Source organism: Paenibacillus agilis (genome assembly GCF_007786455.1).
In the GTDB taxonomy this organism is placed as follows: domain Bacteria; phylum Bacillota; class Bacilli; order Paenibacillales; family Paenibacillaceae; genus Paenibacillus_B; species Paenibacillus_B agilis.
On record NZ_VNJK01000001.1, the window covers coordinates 1,058,619 to 1,078,718 of the forward strand.

At 41.3% G+C, this 20,100-nt stretch carries 18 protein-coding genes, 1 pseudogene and 1 other annotated feature; of the genes and pseudogenes, 14 read left to right on the forward strand and 5 right to left on the reverse strand.

The features are described from left to right. Nucleotides 1-206: 206 nt before the first annotated feature. Nucleotides 207-866 (forward strand): TetR/AcrR family transcriptional regulator, encoded by a 660-nt coding sequence (locus tag FPZ44_RS04560; protein WP_144987825.1) that lies wholly within the window; start codon nucleotides 207-209, stop codon nucleotides 864-866. Then, nucleotides 863-1,237 carry a DUF4180 domain-containing protein gene (locus FPZ44_RS04565; protein ID WP_144987827.1) on the forward strand — a complete coding sequence of 125 codons (375 nt, stop codon included), beginning with the start codon at nucleotides 863-865 and terminating at the stop codon, nucleotides 1,235-1,237. Before FPZ44_RS04560 ends, FPZ44_RS04565 begins: the two co-directional genes overlap by 4 nt. Nucleotides 1,238-1,368: 131 nt before the next feature. Here FPZ44_RS04565 and FPZ44_RS04570 read toward each other — a convergent pair whose 3' ends face one another. From FPZ44_RS04570 to FPZ44_RS04580, 3 genes are all read right to left on the reverse strand, one after another. After that, nucleotides 1,369-1,878 carry an SRPBCC domain-containing protein gene (locus tag FPZ44_RS04570; RefSeq protein ID WP_144987829.1) on the reverse strand — a complete coding sequence of 170 codons (510 nt, stop codon included), beginning with the start codon at nucleotides 1,876-1,878 and terminating at the stop codon, nucleotides 1,369-1,371. Between the two features lie 31 nt (nucleotides 1,879-1,909). Next, complete coding sequence (locus FPZ44_RS04575; RefSeq protein WP_144987831.1) at nucleotides 1,910-2,233, reverse strand: ArsR/SmtB family transcription factor; 324 nt, start codon at nucleotides 2,231-2,233, stop codon at nucleotides 1,910-1,912. A 314-nt stretch (nucleotides 2,234-2,547) separates the two neighbouring features. After that, nucleotides 2,548-3,123 carry a TetR/AcrR family transcriptional regulator gene (locus tag FPZ44_RS04580; protein WP_144987833.1) on the reverse strand — a complete coding sequence of 192 codons (576 nt, stop codon included), beginning with the start codon at nucleotides 3,121-3,123 and terminating at the stop codon, nucleotides 2,548-2,550. A gap of 185 nt (nucleotides 3,124-3,308) precedes the next feature. Between FPZ44_RS04580 and FPZ44_RS04585 the strand changes: the two genes are divergently transcribed. Genes FPZ44_RS04585 through FPZ44_RS04595 form a run of 3 tightly spaced genes read left to right on the forward strand, consistent with a single transcriptional unit; the run spans nucleotide 3,309 to nucleotide 6,364 of the window. Then, complete coding sequence (locus FPZ44_RS04585) at nucleotides 3,309-4,286, forward strand: ABC transporter substrate-binding protein (RefSeq protein ID WP_261378198.1); 978 nt, start codon at nucleotides 3,309-3,311, stop codon at nucleotides 4,284-4,286. A gap of 37 nt (nucleotides 4,287-4,323) precedes the next feature. Then, entirely contained in the window at nucleotides 4,324-5,340 is a 1,017-nt protein-coding gene (locus FPZ44_RS04590; protein WP_144987837.1) for a FecCD family ABC transporter permease, read from the forward strand. Beyond that, nucleotides 5,327-6,364: a FecCD family ABC transporter permease gene (locus tag FPZ44_RS04595; protein WP_261378199.1), complete on the forward strand. Its 1,038-nt coding sequence runs from the start codon at nucleotides 5,327-5,329 to the stop codon at nucleotides 6,362-6,364. The genes FPZ44_RS04590 and FPZ44_RS04595 overlap by 14 nt, the downstream gene beginning before the upstream one ends. Nucleotides 6,365-6,671: 307 nt before the next feature. Here FPZ44_RS04595 and FPZ44_RS04600 read toward each other — a convergent pair whose 3' ends face one another. Next, complete coding sequence (locus FPZ44_RS04600; RefSeq protein ID WP_144987839.1) at nucleotides 6,672-7,439, reverse strand: sulfite exporter TauE/SafE family protein; 768 nt, start codon at nucleotides 7,437-7,439, stop codon at nucleotides 6,672-6,674. A 435-nt stretch (nucleotides 7,440-7,874) separates the two neighbouring features. Further along, complete coding sequence (locus tag FPZ44_RS04605) at nucleotides 7,875-8,522, reverse strand: transcriptional regulator (RefSeq protein WP_144987841.1); 648 nt, start codon at nucleotides 8,520-8,522, stop codon at nucleotides 7,875-7,877. A gap of 907 nt (nucleotides 8,523-9,429) precedes the next feature. Continuing rightward, nucleotides 9,430-9,658: a binding site (T-box leader), on the forward strand. An 85-nt stretch (nucleotides 9,659-9,743) separates the two neighbouring features. On the opposite strand from FPZ44_RS04605, the gene tyrS reads away from it, so the two are divergent. From tyrS to FPZ44_RS04650, 9 genes and pseudogenes are all read left to right on the forward strand, one after another. Further along, entirely contained in the window at nucleotides 9,744-11,003 is a 1,260-nt protein-coding gene (tyrS, locus tag FPZ44_RS04610) for a tyrosine--tRNA ligase (protein WP_144987843.1), read from the forward strand. 458 nt (nucleotides 11,004-11,461) lie between these two features. Further along, nucleotides 11,462-11,644, forward strand: coding sequence for a GapA-binding peptide SR1P (locus FPZ44_RS04615; RefSeq protein WP_144987845.1), 183 nt, complete (start codon nucleotides 11,462-11,464; stop codon nucleotides 11,642-11,644). A gap of 57 nt (nucleotides 11,645-11,701) precedes the next feature. Beyond that, a complete protein-coding gene (pckA, locus tag FPZ44_RS04620; protein WP_144991676.1) occupies nucleotides 11,702-13,258 on the forward strand; it encodes a phosphoenolpyruvate carboxykinase (ATP) in 1,557 nt (518 codons plus the stop codon). Between the two features lie 246 nt (nucleotides 13,259-13,504). After that, nucleotides 13,505-14,170 (forward strand): M48 family metallopeptidase, encoded by a 666-nt coding sequence (locus tag FPZ44_RS04625; protein ID WP_418789125.1) that lies wholly within the window; start codon nucleotides 13,505-13,507, stop codon nucleotides 14,168-14,170. A 9-nt stretch (nucleotides 14,171-14,179) separates the two neighbouring features. After that, a pseudogene (locus FPZ44_RS26750) lies at nucleotides 14,180-14,395 on the forward strand (sigma factor); the annotation flags it as partial. Between the two features lie 562 nt (nucleotides 14,396-14,957). Further along, nucleotides 14,958-15,644: a response regulator transcription factor gene (locus tag FPZ44_RS04635; protein WP_144987847.1), complete on the forward strand. Its 687-nt coding sequence runs from the start codon at nucleotides 14,958-14,960 to the stop codon at nucleotides 15,642-15,644. Beyond that, entirely contained in the window at nucleotides 15,637-16,638 is a 1,002-nt protein-coding gene (locus FPZ44_RS04640; protein WP_144987849.1) for a sensor histidine kinase, read from the forward strand. The genes FPZ44_RS04635 and FPZ44_RS04640 overlap by 8 nt, the downstream gene beginning before the upstream one ends. A gap of 88 nt (nucleotides 16,639-16,726) precedes the next feature. Next, nucleotides 16,727-17,410 (forward strand): ABC transporter ATP-binding protein, encoded by a 684-nt coding sequence (locus tag FPZ44_RS04645; protein WP_144987851.1) that lies wholly within the window; start codon nucleotides 16,727-16,729, stop codon nucleotides 17,408-17,410. Next, nucleotides 17,407-20,019, forward strand: coding sequence for an ABC transporter permease (locus FPZ44_RS04650; RefSeq protein ID WP_144987853.1), 2,613 nt, complete (start codon nucleotides 17,407-17,409; stop codon nucleotides 20,017-20,019). Before FPZ44_RS04645 ends, FPZ44_RS04650 begins: the two co-directional genes overlap by 4 nt. The last annotated feature ends 81 nt before the right edge of the window (nucleotides 20,020-20,100 follow it).

The window sequence follows — 20,100 nt, forward strand, 5'->3', positions numbered from 1 at the left end:
GGACAGTTTGCATAGCTACTTCGAGTGGAATATTTATCGAATGTGAAAATGGAAATCCTGTTAAACACGATCTTATGGATCGTGTTTTTTTGTTTGTGATATTGGATACAGGACAATTCGCTTCATGCACATTGACGAATTGGCAAATCATAGGTTATTATTTTTTTATTCCGACTGTACAGTATAAATAAAAGTAAGGTGAAACGATGCCCAAATTAGGAATGGAACCGAAACGCCGAGCAGATGTTATTAATGCGACATTAACCTGTATTAGTCTGCATGGAATCGATGGTATGACGCTGGATAAGGTCGCTGAGTATGCGGACTGCTCCAAGGGCGTAGTCACGTATTATTTTAAAAATAAAGATAACTTGACGATCGAAGCCTTTAAAGCGTTCATGGCTTATTATGGCCTAAAGATTCAATCGGAAATTGAAGCGACGATGACTCCGATGGAAATGATGGATGTTACGCTAAAACATATCCTACCACCGTATCGGGATGACGCTGATAAGAAAATTAATGTTTCACAGCTGGATGGCATTGAAAAAATGTATATCCCGTATGATGCTTCAGGGAAGCTCTTTCTTCAGTTTTTCTCCAAAGCTACATTAGATCCTAACTTGCAAGAGGTTGTATCGAAAAGCTATTTGGCTGACCTTCATGGTATCGCCAAAATTTTTGATTATGGCAATATGACAGGTCGTATGTCTGTGGAGGATTCTCCAAGCGCCGCTTATGGGCTGCTGGCGATGGTAGTAGGTTTAAGTTTCTTCAGAGTAACGAACATTCCGCCGGTAAATGGTGAAGATAATCGCTACATTTGCGAGGACTATGTGAAAAGGTTTAAAGGAGGATATTTATGATTATTACGAAGGTTGAAGTAGACGGAAAATATGTTGCTGTTGTGAGTGGAAGTGAGAACGAGATCCTTATTGAAAATGTTCAGTCTGCATTGGATCTGATGGCAACCGTGCGATATGAGACAGATTGCGATCGTATCGTTCTGCACAAATCTATATTGAGCGAAAGCTTTTTTGATTTGAAAACACGTCTAGCAGGCGATATTCTTCAGAAGTTCATTAATTATTACGTGAAGGTAGCTATCGTCGGAGATTTCACGGCCTATACAAGCAAAAGCTTGAAGGATTTCATCTATGAGTGCAATAACGGAAAGGATATTTTCTTCTTGCCAACTGAACAGCAGGCGATTGAAAAGTTGGGTAGTTTGAAATAATACTGTCCACTTTTGTAATTTGCTTTCCCAGCACGAGGGGCTGCAACAAGCGGGTTTATTCTATAAGTATTCGACTTCAAAAAAAGAGAGGGCGAATGCCCTCTCTTGCAGAATGCCCCTCGGGACGCAGATTATTGAAGACTTTCCAAGTGCTCTTCCAAGCGGTCCCATGTTTCGGTAATTCCTTGCTGCATGCCCATATCGATGACTGTTTTCAATGCTTCCTCAGTCGCATAGTTGCCAATGCTTGTAATCTTCGTTTTTCCATCAACAGCCTCGAAAGTCACGGTAACTTCGACAGCAGGCATATTTTCGTTGATATTGCCTTCCGCATCCGAGAAGTAATCGACGTATACGAGTTTTTCGTTTGCAACGATTTCTTTATAGACGGATTTCCCCCAAGATTCCATTCCATAGAAGTCACCCTGATTTCTATCTTCACATTTCATACAATAGTGCCAAGCACCACCAGGACGGAAATCCAGCTCACTTACAGTGATAGACCAACCGCGCGGTCCAAACCATTGCTTAAGATGCTCTGAATCCGAAAATACTTTGAATACAAGATCCTGAGGTGCGTTAAACGTTCTTTCCATCGTTAGTACATTTCCCTCAGCTTTGAATAACATTTTGTTCAACATATCATTATTCCTCCTAAAAGTAAGTTAAAATTTATTGTTCTGGCTTGCTCTGAAGCTCTTGTAAATAGTGATCTAAGTTATCGAATCGTTCATTCCAGATGCGACGGTAGTTATTCAGCCATGCATCCATTTCTTGCAGTGGTTCCATTTGCAGCGCATAGTTGCGGCGATTCGCATCGGCATGTACACTTACCAATCGTGCTTCTAGCAGAACACGTAAATGCTTAGAAGCTTGAGGCTGCCGAAGATTGAGACGCTCGGCTATTTCTCCAACTGTCAATGGACCATGGGCAAGCAGCTCGACAATTCGCAAACGGTTAGGTTCAGCCAGAGCGCTAAATGTTCCGATGTCCATACGTTGGTGGGTTCACCTCACTTTCTTCGATGTGCTTACATCTTCTGTTTTGAATATACTTCATAAGGAATATTCCTGTCAAGGAATATTGAAGAGTAAATTTTGCTCAGCAGCATTCATCCAAATCGTATACCTGCCTGTAAACTCGAACGCTCCGCGTCGTAAAAATGGACTGCCTTATACATAAAGTGTATCCAGCCGTTTGCTATTTCATCATTTTTGCATATGAAAAGGGAGGTTCGACTGTATATGGGTTATCGCCACATAGCATCAAATCTCCCTTGAATAGTCTACATTTTTTTCTATTCATCATCCTAATCGATGGCATCTTGAAGACAATATTGACGAATAGAGCTGGTGAGTTGATACGTAAGCTTGCCAATCTCCGCAGAAGACTGTTTATAGGATTGCAAACTCCATTCTATTAATACACCGTGCAGGATAGAAGCTAAAGACCGTAAGGCATAATCATGAAGTGCGCTAACAGGTATCTGTGCTGACATGAAATAATTCAAATATTTATTTTGAACAAAGTACTCCAAGCTTTTATATATAATTTGTCTAATTTTACGATCGGCAGAATGAATGTTTTTTAATAATGAACTCGGGACAAATTCCTTCCACATGTCAAAAAACACAACAAATATTGCTTCACCAGACAGTTGATTGTCGATAATTCTGCTATCTATGAGATTTAATTGATGACATAAATATTCGAATAAAATATCATCTTTGTCTTGATAGTTGCGATAGATTGTTTGTCTGACCATACCGGACTTTTTAGCAATCTCGGTAACTTTTATATCCGAGTAGACTTTATGCTCCATCAAATAGAGGAGAGAAAGAGTGATCCATTCTTTCGATTGTTGATGGCCTTCGATGATATTCATGATGTGTTACACTTCCTTCATTATGTCCATTTCGAAGCTCAATCTATTGAAACAGGTGAACGTGTATATTAGTGTTGTAATTGTAACATTTACAGAACCGTTTGCGCATCGGTAACGAAAGGCATTTATTTTTTTAACAATTATTGATAATGATTTTCATTATTACAAAAATAGGAGCGGAAACCGTGAGAACATTAAAGACATCAGCATTGATTATTATGATCCTAACGTTGTTAACAGCTTGTACAAGTAACGAGGCGAAACCAGCCAATTCGGAAAATTCGCAGCCGTCGAAAGAACCTGCAGCAGTTGAGACTAGAACGATTACGCATGCGATGGGAGATACCAAGGTTGAAGGCACGCCTCAAAAAATTGTTGTGTTAACAACGCAAGGCACAGAGACGTTGTTGGAATTGGGAATTAAACCAGTTGGGGCCGTTAAGTCATGGATTGGCGATCCTTGGTACGATCATATTAAAGACCAAATGGAAGGTGTAACGGTAGTAGGTGACGAGACACAACCAAATATGGAGCTCATCGCTAGCCTAGACCCGGATTTGATTTTGGGAACAAAGGTAAGACAAGAAAAAATTTATGATCAATTAACTGCTATTGCCCCTACAGTATTAACGGAAAACCTTGGCGACAGTATGATCGAGAATTTCACACTGTATGCGCAGGCATTGAATCTTGAGGAAAAAGGTCAACAAGTGCTTGCTGACTTCGATAAATTGACGAAAGAGGCAGGAGCTAGATTAGGTGATAAAGCTAAGCTAGAAGTATCGCTTGCTCGTTTCCAAGCAGGCAAGGCTAGAGCGTACTACAAGCAAAACTTTGCTGGCGTAGTGTTGGATAAGATGGGGATTGCTAGAACCACAGAGCAAAATCAAGAGAAATTTGCAGAGGAAATCACAAAAGAGCAAATTAGTGAATTAGATGGCGATGTATTGTTCTACTTTGCATCCGACCGCAGTGGTGAAACAGCCGCTTCTGATACGGCAAAAGAATGGTTGGCGGATCCTATTGCAAAAAATATGAAAGTTAATAAAAATGGACAAATCTATCAAGTAGATGAGGCGATCTGGAACTCCGCTGGCGGAATGATCGCAGCTAAACTATTGGTTGCCGATATTGAAAAATACTTTCAAAACATTAAGGGCTAATGATCAAATCTTAATGGGATAAGAGGAGAAAAAAGATATGAACTCTCTTTTGTCTAGTGACAAAAGAAAAGCTGTGGGATTAATAGCAGCATTGTTTCTACTTGCAGCAGCTGTTGCTGCAAGTATTTTATTTGGACTGCAAAATTTTGATATGGCCACCGTCATTCAAGCTTATACATCGTTTACAGGCAGCGATGAGCAGCTTATTATTCGTACGTCTAGAGTGCCTCGCGCTATAACTGCAGCTGTCATTGGCTGCAGTCTTGCTATTGCTGGAACTATGCTGCAGGCCATGACAAGGAATCCCCTTGCTTCTCCCTCGATACTGGGAGTTAATGCTGGTGCTGCTTTGGCTATCGTAGCTATGCTGTATTGGTATGGAGCGGTATTTTCCTTCTCAGAGTTGATGTGGTTTGGTTTTATTGGAGCGGGTCTATCCGCAGGGATCATTTTCATGATAGCAATGCTGGGTAAGGGAGGAATGACGCCATTGAAGTTGATATTAACAGGATCAGCTTTAGCGTCATTCGCCTCGTCCTTAAATTCATTATTTATGCTAATAAGCAATGCGACATTGGAAGGGGCTTTGTTCTGGTTAACAGGCTCTGTGTCCAATAGTTCCATGAATCACACGCTTCAAATGCTGCCGTATTTTATTTGTGCATGGGTCATTGCTATGCTTATGTCTCGTTCTCTAAATGTCATGGCGATGGGGGATGATGTGGCAGCAGGACTGGGGCAGCGCAGTATGTGGGTCAAATTATTGACGATGGTCGTGGTCGTCATTCTAGCTGGAGGTAGTGTTGCTTTGGCTGGTCCAATTGGTTTCGTTGGCATTATGATTCCGCATATATCGCGCTGGCTAGTAGGCAACGATCATCGTTGGCTTCTCCCTTACAGCGCAGTGCTAGGCGCATCATTTCTTCTGCTGGCCGATATGTCTTCTCGATTTTTGCTGGATGGAAAGGAAATACCAGTCGGTGTGACGACCGCGATACTAGGTGTTCCTTTTGTAGTTTGGCTTGTAAGGAGGAAGGCACTTGGTCAGATTTAAACGGATAGCAAAAAACAACTCAGGCCATCATCGCAATCCATTTTTAGGTTTGAAAATGATGGCTTTAGTCGTCATATTAATCGTTACAATTATAGTTAGCATTGGGTTGGGTAGTTTACATGTGCCCGTTATTGATGTTATTAAATCTTTGATCGACATGGGGGAAGCGAAGTATGAGCTTATTCTGATGCAATTGCGCTTGCCTCGTATAGTCGCCGCTGTATTGGTTGGTGCAGCGATGGCGATGGCCGGAACGATGCTGCAGGCGTTAATTAGAAATCCGTTAGCTTCGCCTGATTTGATGGGGACAACCTCTGGAGCTACAGCAGCCGTAGTCGCCGCGATCACGATTATGAACGGAGAAATAAGTGTAGCATGGCTGCCACTTGCGGCATTAATCGGGGGATGCTTCGCTTCCACTTTAACGTATATGCTTGCATGGAAGAACGGCAGCTCGCCATTGCGAATGGCGATGATCGGGGTAGCTGTATCATCTGCGATGGGGGCTTTAACGATTTATTTTACCCTTGCAGGACCGCTACATATGGTCTCACAGGCATTAGGCTGGATGGCGGGCACGGTATACGGGACTTCATGGAAGCATGTGCTGTATTTGGCGCCTTGGGTCGTGATTTGCGGGGGAATTGCGCTATTCCAATCTAGAAATCTCAATGTATTAGAATTAGGAGATAGTATAGCAAAAGGCGTTGGCATGCGAGTGGAGAGGAAGCGATTCCTATTCATCGCGCTAAGTGTTATTCTTGCTAGCTCAGCTGTAGGCATTGCAGGAGGAATTAGCTTTGTAGGTTTGATGGCACCACATATGGCACGTAAATTAGTTGGCAATAACAATTTGGTCGTCCTTGCTGCATCGGCTCTAATAGGCGCATTATTGGTATTGCTAGCAGATCTAATAGGAAGAACTGTGTTTGTTCCATTAGATGTGCCTGCGGGCATATTTACAGCTCTATTAGGAGCGCCATTCTTTATGTACTTGATGTTTAGACAAAGCAATCGAGTGTGAAGATTGGAATTGGAGAATGCAACTTTGCACATGCCTTCCTATTTTTCAAATGTTAAATTTAAATAAGCAGAGGCTCTAAGTTAGCCGCTTCTTATTTTTTAGCGTAAGTAAGAGCATAGTAAAGAAGCCGAACCTGACACGGTCCGGCTTCTTTTTGCTAGTGTCAAAGCTGCGAATAATGTATCTGCATGCGAGAACGCTTATGCTATACCTGCATAAATCAGCTGTGGTGTATATTCATATTATTCATATTTAGACCAGCGTTGCGCTGCATCTGCATTCCTAATTCCCATCCTAATGATTGCCATCACTTTATTAATAAATCCCACACTTGCTTTCCTATCAGCAGAATCGTTATTCCGATAAAAAGAGGTTTTACGTATGTTGCTCCACGTTTAATAGCTACACGAGAACCTACAAGTGCACCAACAATCATCGAAAGTCCCATCGGTATGCCATATCCATAAGAGATGGAGCCGAGCATGGCAAAGGCAATAAATGATGCTAGGTTAGAGCCAAAATTTAGTACTTTTGCATTGCCAGAGGCACGAACAAAATCGAAGCCCAGAAGCAAGAAGACAAATATAAGGAAGGAACCTGTTCCAGGCCCGAAAAATCCATCGTAAAATCCAATCCCTGTTGCAGCAACAATTAAGAGAATGACCTTCTTTGTCGTTAAGCCCTTGTATGTAGAAGCTGCGCCCCAATTTTTCTTCATTAATGTATAGATAGTTACCGCAATCAACATGATGACGACGAGTGGCTTCAGAAATTCAGAAGGAATTGCATTGACACAGAGTGTGCCTAATATAGCACCAACAAACGAGAGCGGGAATAATTTCGCGACAAGTTTGAATTCAATTTTTCCAGATAGTAAAAACGATGCTGTACTCGTCAGCGAGGACATCGTGCTGGCAAGCTTATTCGTACCTAATACAAGCTGTGGTGGCAAACCCATCGCAAGCAGTGCAGGTACCGTAATCAGCCCTCCGCCTCCGACAACGGAGTCCACAAAGGCAGCAATGAAGCCTGTGGCAATTAAAAGCAGAAGAATTTCTAATGATGGTAGTTCCACGTTATGTCAGCCTCCAGTTCGTCTCATTAATCCACAATTAATCCATAGTGCCTTTGGATCTTTTTGGTTAATAATAGGCTAACTGATGTGCGTGAGCAAGCATTTTGTATAGCGAAGCACCATCGAATAGTTCTAACGGTCGTCACCGCCGTTATTTTGCTCATTTTTATAGAAAATGAATTTTAACGGTTGCTGATGAGCTTATTCATCGATATATGCGTTCTTTTTCACTGTTTATGTGAAAATAAGCTCTGCTACATCCGTTAGGTTTCAAATGTGGGTTATTTCGTTAAAATAACGTCCGCTACGACCGTTAGCTACTACAGTGTTTACTGCAGTGCTGAAGAGTCAAAGTACTTCAGTATAATTTCGCAGCAGCGTTATTGCATTTGCATTGATGCAGTGCAAAGCTTATCAATTTACAATGTAAAAAGATTATTCCTTTACCATCAAACGATACGATCGGTATCGCTGATTTCCGCTTGCGACAGCTAGTAAGTTCTTATGCAGTAGTGAACGAAGTACGACTCTAGTGCGATGTTCTGACAGTTGTAGATGGATTCCAAGCTCTTTCGGAGTAAACGGAGTCAAGGTTCTGCGAGCAAATCGCAACGTTTCTGCCTCCGACCATGTCAAATCAGAAGGAACGGTAGCAGCTAAAAATTTTCCTACAAAAGAGAGAATTAATTGTTTACATACTCCGGGGTCATCTTTGATGGACAAATAAGCAATCGGAAGGAACAGCCAGTCATCAAGTGCAAGCAATGCTTGCTTCATGCACAAATCTTTAAATCGCCTTACTTCAATATCTCTCGCATGTGAACGATAGCCGTGAATTTCAATGCATCCTTTTGCACCCTTAGGCAGGTATGCTAGGTCCAAATAACGATAACCGTTGCTATAATCGCGAACTTCATATTCAGGATATAGGTCATTCAGATTGCCAACCGCAGGGAACCAGATTGAGCGCAAAAACTCTACCGTTCCATGACCTAAGCCTTGCTGCAGCAGCTCTTTTCTCCGTGGGTTGTTTTCTTGTTCGATTTGGTCAGTGAGCCAGAGCTCATATACATCTTCAAACAAATGGAATCTTCCTCTCGTATCGAAAGTGAATTACTTGTTCGTATTATCCGGCAATACTAATTCCTAGCACATATTGATCGGTTGCAATTTGGTATTTTAATAGAAATGCTAACCTGTATCTCAAAAAGGGTATAGAAAAACCGCTTTGACGCATGGGCTAGCTCCATAGAGTGGTAGCGATGCGATCAAAGCGGTATGTGCTTCATACCGACAAATAAAATTATATTTAGAATGTATCATACTAGACTCAGTTGTTACAAGTATGCTTCAACGTTGTGTTTCAGCTACCGCCAAGGATGCTGTATGAGGTCAAATCGTTCGCCATCACCTAGAGCAAAACAATCGTATCGAGCATATATTACGGGCTCAATTGGCTCGTAACGGTTGCCACAGAGGCTATTCAGCGTACATTTACTCATTTTGAAATATAAAGGGCGTCAGAGAGCTTATTTGCCAGTTTGAGCGATATAATGCACTATTATTGTCCATATAGGCACTCTCACAACCGTTAAAATTCTAATCTGTACTATTTCATTGAAATAACGTCAATGGCGACCGTTAGTGAAAGCACTATTAAACAAAGCACCACTAATCAATGACATACAATAGCTTCAAGTAGTGGCGGGCCATGCAGGAGCAGATAATGTATGGCTTAATGCAGAAAAAATTGCATTGGAAATAACGGAACGGAGAATCAGCAGCTAATTAATGAACGGCTCTGGCATCTGATTGATAAGTGGATCGTGCATCTATTTGATGAATGATTCTCATCGTGACAAACGTGCTTATATAGAAAACGAAAATGTTGGTGTATTTGTTAGTGTATTTGGCAGACGGTCTTAACGTTTTGTCCTCGCTCGGTTGACATCCCTATTTTAATTATCTATACTGTCTGTAATCTTATATGCGATATACGTTGAAAGAGCGCAGTAGCTACTTAATCCCTGTCTCAGAAAGCCGGGGGGTGATGGAACCCGGTACACATTAAGTAGGCGAAGTACACTCTGGAGTATCTCGGGTAATGCTGAGCGGAATGGCGAACGATAACTCGCCGAGAGTGGTATCCATAGTATGCGGCAGCGCATCGTTCATGGGTGCAATCTGGGTGGTAACACGGTTGGTCAATCGTCCCTATGTCTTTTATAGACAAGGGGCGATTTTTTTTATGCCGCATGAAGCAAACGAATAGGGAAGTTTATAATTCGAAGGAGTGGGATAGCTGTGAATATTATCAACGAACTAGAATGGCGCGACGCCATTAACCAGCAAACTGACGCTGAAGGTCTTAGAGAACTTACGAATGAGAAGTCGATCTCGCTCTACTGTGGTGTAGACCCAACGGGCGACAGTATGCATATTGGTCACTTGATTCCATTTATGGTACTGAAACGTTTCCAGCTTGCTGGTCATCGTCCAGTTATCCTAATTGGTGGAGCTACAGGCACAATCGGTGACCCAAGCGGTCGTCAATCGGAGCGCTCTTTGCAAACGTTGGACGAAATCCAAGCGAACGTAGATGCACTTACTGCACAATTGAAGAAGTTGTTCCTAACAGAGGGCGACAATCAAATGCGCATGGTAAATAACTATGACTGGACTCACAAAATCAATGTTATTGAGTTTTTGCGTGACTACGGTAAAAACTTCAGCATCAATACGATGTTAGCTAAAGATGTTGTATCCAGCCGTCTTGATAGCGGTATTTCCTTTACAGAATTTTCGTACCAAATTTTGCAGTCTTTGGACTACTTGCATTTGTACCAGCATGAAGATGTTCAATTGCAAATCGGTGGTTCTGATCAATGGGGTAACATTACGAGCGGACTTGATCTGATTCGTAAAAAAGAAGGCTCTGAGGCAAAAGCATTCGGCCTTACGATTCCATTGATGCTGAAAGCAGACGGCACGAAGTTCGGTAAAACAGCTGGCGGCGCAATTTGGCTTGATCCGAACAAAACGACTCCATTCGAGTTCTATCAGTTCTGGGCAAATACAGATGACCGTGACGTTGTGAAATACTTGAAATACTTCACGTTCCTTTCCAAAGAGCGCATTGATGAGTTGGCTCAAAAGGTTGAGACGGAGCCTCATAAACGTGAAGCTCAAATTACACTTGCAGAAGAAATGACCCGCTTTGTACACAGCGAAGAGTTGTTGGAGCAAGCGAAGCGTATTACGGCTGCCTTGTTCAGCGGCGACATTAAGTCATTGACAGCTGACGAGATCGAGCAAGGCTTCAAGGAAATGCCTACGTTCGAAGCGACGAAGGAAGCGAAAAATATCGTGGACTGGCTTGTTGATCTTGGTATCGTGAAGTCTAAGCGTCAAGCACGTGAAGATATTACAAACGGTGCAATCTCCATGAACGGAGAGCGTGTTAGCGATGTAGGCTTGGAAGTATCCGAAGAGCATGCTATTGGCGGACGCTTTATCATCATCCGTAAAGGAAAGAAAAACTACAGCTTGGTGAAAATGTCCTAATATTATCGAAAGCTGAGTTAGATAAAAGCCTCACTTATACATATAAGTGGGGCTTTTTGATATGGCACAACAACCGGTTTCATTGTTACCGATGCACAAGAGGCATATCATTTCAGATTAGAGGAAGGAAGCTCTGCGATGGAAGGTCTCTTTTTGTCGGAATCAGCATGAACAATATGAACATTATGTAATTAAAAAAACAAAAAGATACAATAAAAAAACTTTATGACCAAAAAACCATTATATATTGCACATCATTAAAAAATGATGTACATTATTTCCACAACAGTCTGCATATAAAATGTATTATACGATTACGATCCGCTGTAGCTGAATGTTGTTCTTTTATCATCATGTTTTTGATAACCCGCACGAAGACGTGTACAAGGAGAGACCCTGGATAGGCAATCAGGTGCATGAAGTTAACTAACCTAACGTATAGGGAGGATGAATGAAGCATGAACGAATCCATGAACAACTTGAACGTAAATATGGGTGTCATCATTTGCAAGCATTGTAACTCTCAAGTAGAAACGTTGAATACGAACAGAATGGTTGTTTATTATGGTGTATGCGATCAACCGGAGTGCCGCCAATTGCATAGAAGTCTCGATGTACCCGTAAATATGTACGCTGAATAATAAGAAGCTGAGGCAAATATAGGAGGAATTACCGTGACCGCGAATAGCAGGGCAAACATGCAATTTGCTGATTTAGATGTAGATACGATGCAAAGAAATTTGCCAGTTGTGAAGCTAGTAGAATCCGCGCTTCTTCATGGAGAAGGACATCTTACGTCGGCAGGCGCGCTGCAAGTTGAGACAGGCAAATTTACAGGCCGCTCTCCAAAGGACAAATTCATCGTAAAAGAAGAGCAAACGATCAATCATATTGCATGGGGAGGCGTGAATCAATCACTTACTCCTGAACAATTTGATCTGCTGCATGAAAAAGCGATCGATTATATGGCATATCGGAAGCTTTATATTTTCGATGGTTATGCAGGCGCAGATAAAGACTATCGCTTACCGATCCGAGTAATCAACGAATATGCATGGCAAAATCTATTCGTTCATCAATTATTTATTCGTCCTACAGCAGAAGAATTACAAACACATGATGCGGAATTTACCGTCATTGCATTGCCGGGTTTGAAAGCGGATCCAATTACAGATGGAACCAATTCAGAAACCTTTATCGCGGTATCCTTTTCAAAGAAAATCGTGCTCATCGGCGGAACCCATTATGCGGGTGAGATGAAAAAATCAATCTTTAGTGTGTTAAATTACTTGCTGCCGTTTCAAGGCGTTATGCCAATGCATTGTTCGGCAAATGTTGGCGAAGCTGGGGATACTGCCTTGTTCTTCGGACTATCTGGGACAGGAAAGACGACGTTATCAGCAGATCCAGAGCGTAGATTAATCGGAGATGACGAGCATGGTTGGTCGGATTCCGGGGTCTTTAATTTTGAGGGAGGCTGTTATGCGAAGTGCATTGGGCTGACTGAGAAGAAAGAGCCGCAAATTTGGAATGCGATTCGATTTGGCTCGGTGCTTGAAAATGTATCGATCGATGCTGTATCTGGTGAAGCGGATTACAGCAGCAACGAACTGACTGAGAATACACGTGCTGCATACCCAATTGATTACATCGATGATTCCGTTATTCCAGGAGTGGCGGGCCATCCGAACGTCATTATTTTCTTAACAGCCGATGCGTATGGGGTGCTGCCTCCTGTATCCAAGTTGACGAAGGAGCAGGCGATGTATCACTTCCTATCTGGTTACACGTCTAAGTTGGCTGGAACGGAGCGGGGCGTTACGGAGCCAGAAGCGACGTTCTCTGCATGCTTCGGCGGGCCATTTCTACCGTTAAGACCAAGCGTGTATGCAGAAATGCTCGGTGATAAAATTACAAAGCACAACGCGCGTGTTTATCTCGTCAATACAGGCTGGAGCGGTGGGCCGTATGGCGTTGGTAAACGAATGGATTTAGCGTATACAAGAGCTATGATTACTGCCATTATTGATGGAAGTATTGAGGATGCTCAGTTTGCATCTCATCCGATATTTGGTACACATATCCCTAACACAATCCCGCATGTCCCTAGTGAATTGCTTGATCCAAGACAGGTATGGGCGGATAAAGAAGACTATGATCGTCAAGCGAAGCAGCTTGCACAGCGTTTTCAGCAAAATTTCGAGAAGTTCAGTGATGCATCTGAGGCGATACGCGCAGCGGGTCCACAACTATAGAAGGAAGTATGTCCTAGAGGGAATTAGGATGTGCAAGGAAAAGGTAGCCTACGGGCTGCCTTTTTTTGTGAAGCAGAGACGGTTACTCGTAGTTTTTACTTTTTGGCGGTATTATTGTTAAATTATTTTACGCAGTCGAGCGTGGGCTTCCATCTTTACAGTTATGGTAAAATGGCAGTTAGGATGATTGCCTTGCGAAAGTAACGTGGATCGTAAGCCTTCTTTTCCATATAAAAGTAGATAGAGATGATGGTGAATATGCAAGTTGAAATAGATAATCAAATCATAAATGTCCATGTTCAATATGGGCGCAGAAAGAAAAGCACGATTCATATGGATGCATTCGGGCGTGTTTCGATCAAAGTGCCTAAGGATATGACGGAAGAAACGATACGAAGCGCGATTGAACAATATAGGAAGTGGATCACTGATAATTTGCGCAAAATTGCTGCTGATAAAGATACGACCAACACGAGGGAGTATGATGATGAAGGCAAGTTTCTTCATTTAGGTAAAGAATATTTGCTCCATGAATTAATTGAGACGGATGGACTATCAGAAGAGGAGCTTAAGCTAAAGCTCAAGAAGTTCTATTTCGCCAGCTGCAAGAAGATAATTGGGGAACGGATTAAAATATATCAGAATGATTTGAAAGTAAAGCCGAAATCTTTTGAAATCGTGGAGTCTAGAACGAAATGGGGCACTTGCAGTTCAGATAAAAAGCTAACTTTTAATTATCGACTGGCTATGGCCCCTCTTGAAGTGATTGATTACGTTGTCATACATGAATTATGTCATTTGCATCATATGAATCATGATCGTTCCTTCTGGCGGCGTGTGGGAAGCATCATGCCTGACTATAAGGAGAAGGAACAGTATCTAGCAAGGCATGGTCAAGCGATGACGTTCTAAGAAACCAACACCTTATGGGATGTTTATCGAACCGTCTCCTTTCTGGTGGATCATCAGCAGGAGCGGGAAGATATTATGAACGAGATCTATATGCAAATGTAGACCTCACTTGCGAACTATGATACGAGCCGTCCTTTCCAGTTCTGGCTGCACGGTCTTGTCATTCGCCAAGTGCAGCGATTTCGGGTCAAGCGATGGAGAAGATTCCGGATTTTTGAACGTATCGATCAAGTGAATTGGGAGCCTCAGGCAAAGCCAGTCGGTTCTTTAACAGAAAAAGAAGTTAAGGCGAAGGTAGACACTCTTATAGAGAAGATGTTCCGTTCTTCCAGGTCCTCGTCCATAGCCATACGATCAGTCTTACGCTTGTTGGAGGTGGAATTTCACCTGCTGTTGAACCAAAAGTATTACACATAATTGAACATAGAACAGAAACACCGTGAAAATAACAAAAGATAATAGATTGCTCCGTATAAAGAAAAACAGCGTAGTCAGGACTTTATTGGTCCAAGATTACGCTGTTTTATTTTCGTTCAGACTCAAACTATAGAGCAGAGGCACAGTTTATTTGAATGGTATCTACGTTCGAAATATTCGTTTGCGTCGATACGTAAATAAGTCTATGGAAAGCGGACAATTTCGACTGACTTTGTCTAACCATGGAAAGTAGATTATGATAGTTTGCGATACGTATCTCATTTATGATTTACTTATGTTCATTACATACCATGAGAAAAATAATTAGTGAAATATTACCCGATTATATGCAATTGGAGGAAACAAAAAAATGAAAGTACTAGTAGTTGAGGATGACAAAACGATTGCGGATGGATTGCACTATTCGCTTACCAGTGAAGGTTATGAAGTATTCATTTGTGAAAATAAGCAAATGGCATTGGAAACAATCAGACAACAACGTTTTGATATTTATTTACTTGATTTAACCTTGCCAGATGGTAGTGGATATGAGGTGTGCGGATATATTAAAGATAATCAGGAAGCTCCTGTTATTTTTCTAACGGCATGCGATGATGAAATCAACGTGGTTCGCGGATTAGATATGGGAGCAGACGATTATATTACCAAACCATTTCGTATTCGTGAACTGATTAGCAGAATGAAATCAGCACTTAAGCATTATACAAAGGCGTACGCTTCCAATGATGTGGTCAAGGTTGGAAATATTGTTGTAAATACAAAACAGGCTAAAGTGTATAAAGGGACAGAGGAAGTAGTGTTAACGGCTTTGGAATATCGCTTGCTGTTGACATTTATGAATAATAAAGGACAAGTTCTAACCAGAAATCAGCTGTTAGAAGGTATTTGGGATTTGGATGGCAGCTTTATAAATGACAATACGCTTTCTGTTTACATTAAGCGATTGCGAGATAAGCTAGAGGATAGTAACCAAAATTCCAAAGTCATCGAAACCGTGCGCGGACTAGGCTATCGTATGGGTGGAAATCATGATTAAAAATAAGAGCATATGGGCACTATTCACTTGTTGCGCAGTTATATCTATCATTGGCACTTCGGTTATCTGGATGATGGACTGGAAAGCAGGAGTTGTAGCCTTTGCTACGCTATCCCTGCTCTTTTTATGTTTCTTTCTATTTACCCTTAAACGTTTTCGAGACATCAAAAAGTTATCTGACTATTTGGCTTCTGTTTATTCTGGTCAACCGACTATGGATATACGGGACAACAGAGAAGGCGAATTAAGTATATTGAAAAATGATATTTACAAAGTCACGTTAACTTTATCTGAACTGTCTGTTCATTTGAAAAAGGATAAATTATATTTGGCCGAAACGCTGTCTAATATTTCGCATCAATTAAAAACACCTCTCACCTCCATGTTTGTCATGGCAGATTTGTTGAACGATCCTAGTCTTCCCCGAGAGAAAAGGGAACAATTTGTAGGTAACATACTTAATCAATTGAAGCGCATTGAATGGCTTGTGACTTCATTGCTTAAGCTATCCAAAATTGATGTGCAAAGTGTTACGTTCAAAAAGGAGCTTGTATCTGTCAAGAAATTAGTAGATAGAGCATTAGAGCCGCTCCTTATTCCTATGGAATTAAAAGATCAACAGCTTACGATGTCCTGTGATCACAATCTAATGGTTACTGTAGATGAAAATTGGACCGTCGAAGCGATCTTGAACGTTATTAAAAATGGGATTGAGCATACGCCGGCCGGAGGCAGGATTGCGATTTCTTGTGAAGAGACGCCTTTGTATACGCGAATGATTATTACCGACAGTGGTGAGGGAATTGGTCCAGAAGATGCCCCGTACATTTTTGAACGATTTTATAAAGGGAAAAACTCTGGTCCTGACAGTATTGGAATAGGCTTAGCGATGTCTAAATCGATTTTGCAAAGTCAAAGTGCCGATATATTTATGGAAAGCCAGCTTGGTGTGGGCACAAAGTGTACCATCAAATTTTTCAAACAAATGGTTTAGTGACTAAATTGTAAGATAGAATGTCACCGACAAGACATCTTAGCCAAGTAAATTAAATGTAACAATAACCAATCTTAGGAGGTTCAAGATGGAGATTTTACGAGTAGAAAACTTGTCGAAAACATACGGTGACGGCGAGACAGCCGTTACTGCACTAAACCATATTTCTTTTTCCGTACAAAAAGGGGAATTTGTAGCGATTATTGGTCCATCTGGATCAGGCAAATCTACTCTCTTGCATATATTAGGTGGTGTAGATACGCCAACATCTGGAAAGGTGATTGTTGATCATACGGATATATACGAAATGGATGAAACGGCTCTGGCCATTTTTAGACGTAGGCAAATCGGTCTTATCTATCAATTCTTTAACCTGATTCCTGTTCTTAATGTGGAGGAAAATATCACGTTGCCTTTACTATTGGATGGTAGAGAAGTAAATCAAGATAATCTAACTAATATTGTAGAGATTTTAGGTCTTCAACAACGATTAAAGCATTTGCCTAACCAGCTATCTGGTGGCCAGCAGCAGCGTGTTTCCATCGGACGTGCCTTGATTAACACTCCAGCTATCGTATTGGCAGATGAGCCAACCGGTAACCTAGATAGTAAAAACAGTGCTGATGTTATAAGCCTTTTGAAAAAGTTACACAAAGAGCGAAATCAAACACTTATTATTATTACCCATGATGAAAACATAGCTTTGCAAGCAGATCGGATTATTTCCATCCAGGATGGCATGATTTCCAAAGACGAGGTGATCCGACGATGAATATCATCAATCAGCTCACCATGCGTTATATGAAACATAATAAAAGCCGCACGATTGTTACCATCATTGGGGCAGTTATTTCGGTCGCCATGCTTACAGCCGTGTTTACGATTAAGGCTTCTTTTATGGATATGATGCAAAGAGAAGCTATTCATTTTAGCGGCAAATGGAATGCTGCATTTCTTGATGTTGCAGGGGAAGATGTAGACCGTATTACAAATAAGGCAGAGATTGAAGGGTATGATATAGAAAACGAGCTAGGTTTTGCCCGGCTTGCAAACTCTAAAAACAGCAAAAAGCCCTACTTATATGTTACGGAACATAGTAATCACGATTTACTAGCGGTGAGCACTCTCGAAGGCCGCTTGCCTAAAACGGAAGATGAATTGGTCATTTCCAAGCCATTTATGCAAACCTCCGGTGTTCCATGGAAGGTCGGTGATGTCATTACTTTGGAGTTTGGTGAGCGCAGCGAGATTGTAGAAGGCGTTAAAATGCCATTAGTCCGCCAAGATCCTTACTACTCAAAGGAAGTTTTTACGCCTGAACACAGCAAAACCTATACGATTACTGGCATTGTTCAAGCACCTGCACGAGAGTATGATGCAGCAGCAGCTTACCGTGCATTCAGCGGTCTTTCTAAGAACCATTTGAAGGCAGGTTCTCCGTACACCGTCAGCGTTGAATATAAGGATTATAAAAAATGGGGGACCGACGTCTACAAGGTTAGTGACAATATCGCCAGCAACGTACATCGAGTAAAAGACCAAGTGAAATCAAGCGGAGTAAAAATCGAGTATCATCGAAACCTTCTGCTTTATTCCGGGATTTCGAATGACGATAGGTTTGTTACGACCATGTATATGGCCGTTATTACGATTGGTACGATTATTATGATCGGATCGATATCACTAATCTATAACGCGTTCGCAATCTCGCTGTCAGAGCGCAGTCGTGCACTAGGGATGCTGTCCAGTGTAGGGGCAACCAAACAGCAAAAGAGAGCTTCTGTATTTTTTGAAGCCACAGTAATTGGTATATTCGCTATCCCGGTAGGATTGCTATTTGGTTCATTAGGTATTGGTGTAACCTTCGAACTGCTCAGTCCGTTTATCCAAAGAATGTTTTCAGTTAGTGAACCCATACGTATCGTAATAGAACCGTTTAGCGTCATTGCCGTTATCCTAGTTTCTATTTTAACGCTTTTCATTTCAGCATGGCTGCCAGCCGTAAGAGCATCTAGAATTACTACGATAAGCGCGATTAGACAGAACAAAGATATTGAAATGAAAAGTAATGATGTTCGCACATCAAAAGTGACTCGTAAATGGTTTGGATTTGAAGCTGAGCTTGGATTGAAAAATATAAAGAGAAACAAACATCACTATCGTACAACTGTCTTTTCTCTTGCTATCAGTGTCATTTTATTTTTAGCAGCCTCTTCATTTTCGTTGTATTTAGACAAATCTTATAACATGGCACAAGCACCAGTCCCATATGATGTATCCGTCTACGTGAGTGGTGATGATTTGGCAGGAGTGAAGACATTAACAAACGAGCTGATGACTGTCAAACATGTTTCAAGTAAAGTAAAGACTCAAAAATTTACTACAGCACTAAACCTTAAAGAAGACCAAGTTGCGATGGACATTGCTAAGCGATTAGCACCATACGAGGGTGCTTACACGTTGAATGCAAACATTGTTTCGCTCGATGACACATCTTTTACAAACTATCTAAAAACTTTAGGTATAAATAATAAGAAACTCGAAGGTGCTAACATTCCGGCAGTACTTGTAAATCAGTTCACCGTGAAAGAAAAACGGATTTTTACAGATATCACCCAATTGAATGTTAACGAAGGAACGGACCTGTCTTTCAGTATCAATGAGGATGGATCGGAGGCGAAATGGAACATCCAGATCGCATCTATTACGGATAAACGTCCACCATTTATGCATCACTACCAGGAAGATCCTTCTATTGTAACGCTTGTTGTTTCAGAGCATGGATTTGACAACATGCTTCAACAGATGGGTAATGTACATGTACCTAACTATATGAACAGCGAGGTTCAATTTACAACCGAACAGTCTATTGACTTGGAGAATGAAATAGTGCCTATTACAAATAGTTATCCGAGTATAAATGCCTATACGACCAATCTGATAGAGCTACGGCAATCTGAGTTGGATCGGGCTACGGTCATATCAGTGTTCTTATATGGCTTTGTCATTCTCATAGGGCTTATATGTACGGCAACTATAATTAATACGATTTCAACAGGCATGGCTCTAAGAAAAAGAGAGTTTGCCATGTTAACTTCGGTTGGGATGACCCCAAAGAGCATGAAGCGGATGATACGCTTTGAAGGACTATTTTATGCCATGAAGTCACTGCTTTACGGGTTGCCTATTAGCTTAGGTGTAATCTATTTCATCTATAAGATTCTGAGCCGTAATTTCTCATTTGATTTTACGCTGCCTTGGGTGGATATTATCTTAGCAGTAGTGGGTGTGTTCTTTATTGTAGGTTTGACCATACTCTATGCGACTAGAAAACAAAACGGACAAAATATTGTTGAAGCATTGAAGAACGAAAATAGCTAATGATGATATAAAATAGCTTAACTTCAAAACCTCGATTTCCTGCACTGATGGATCTCGAGGATTTTTATTTTTTGAGGAGTT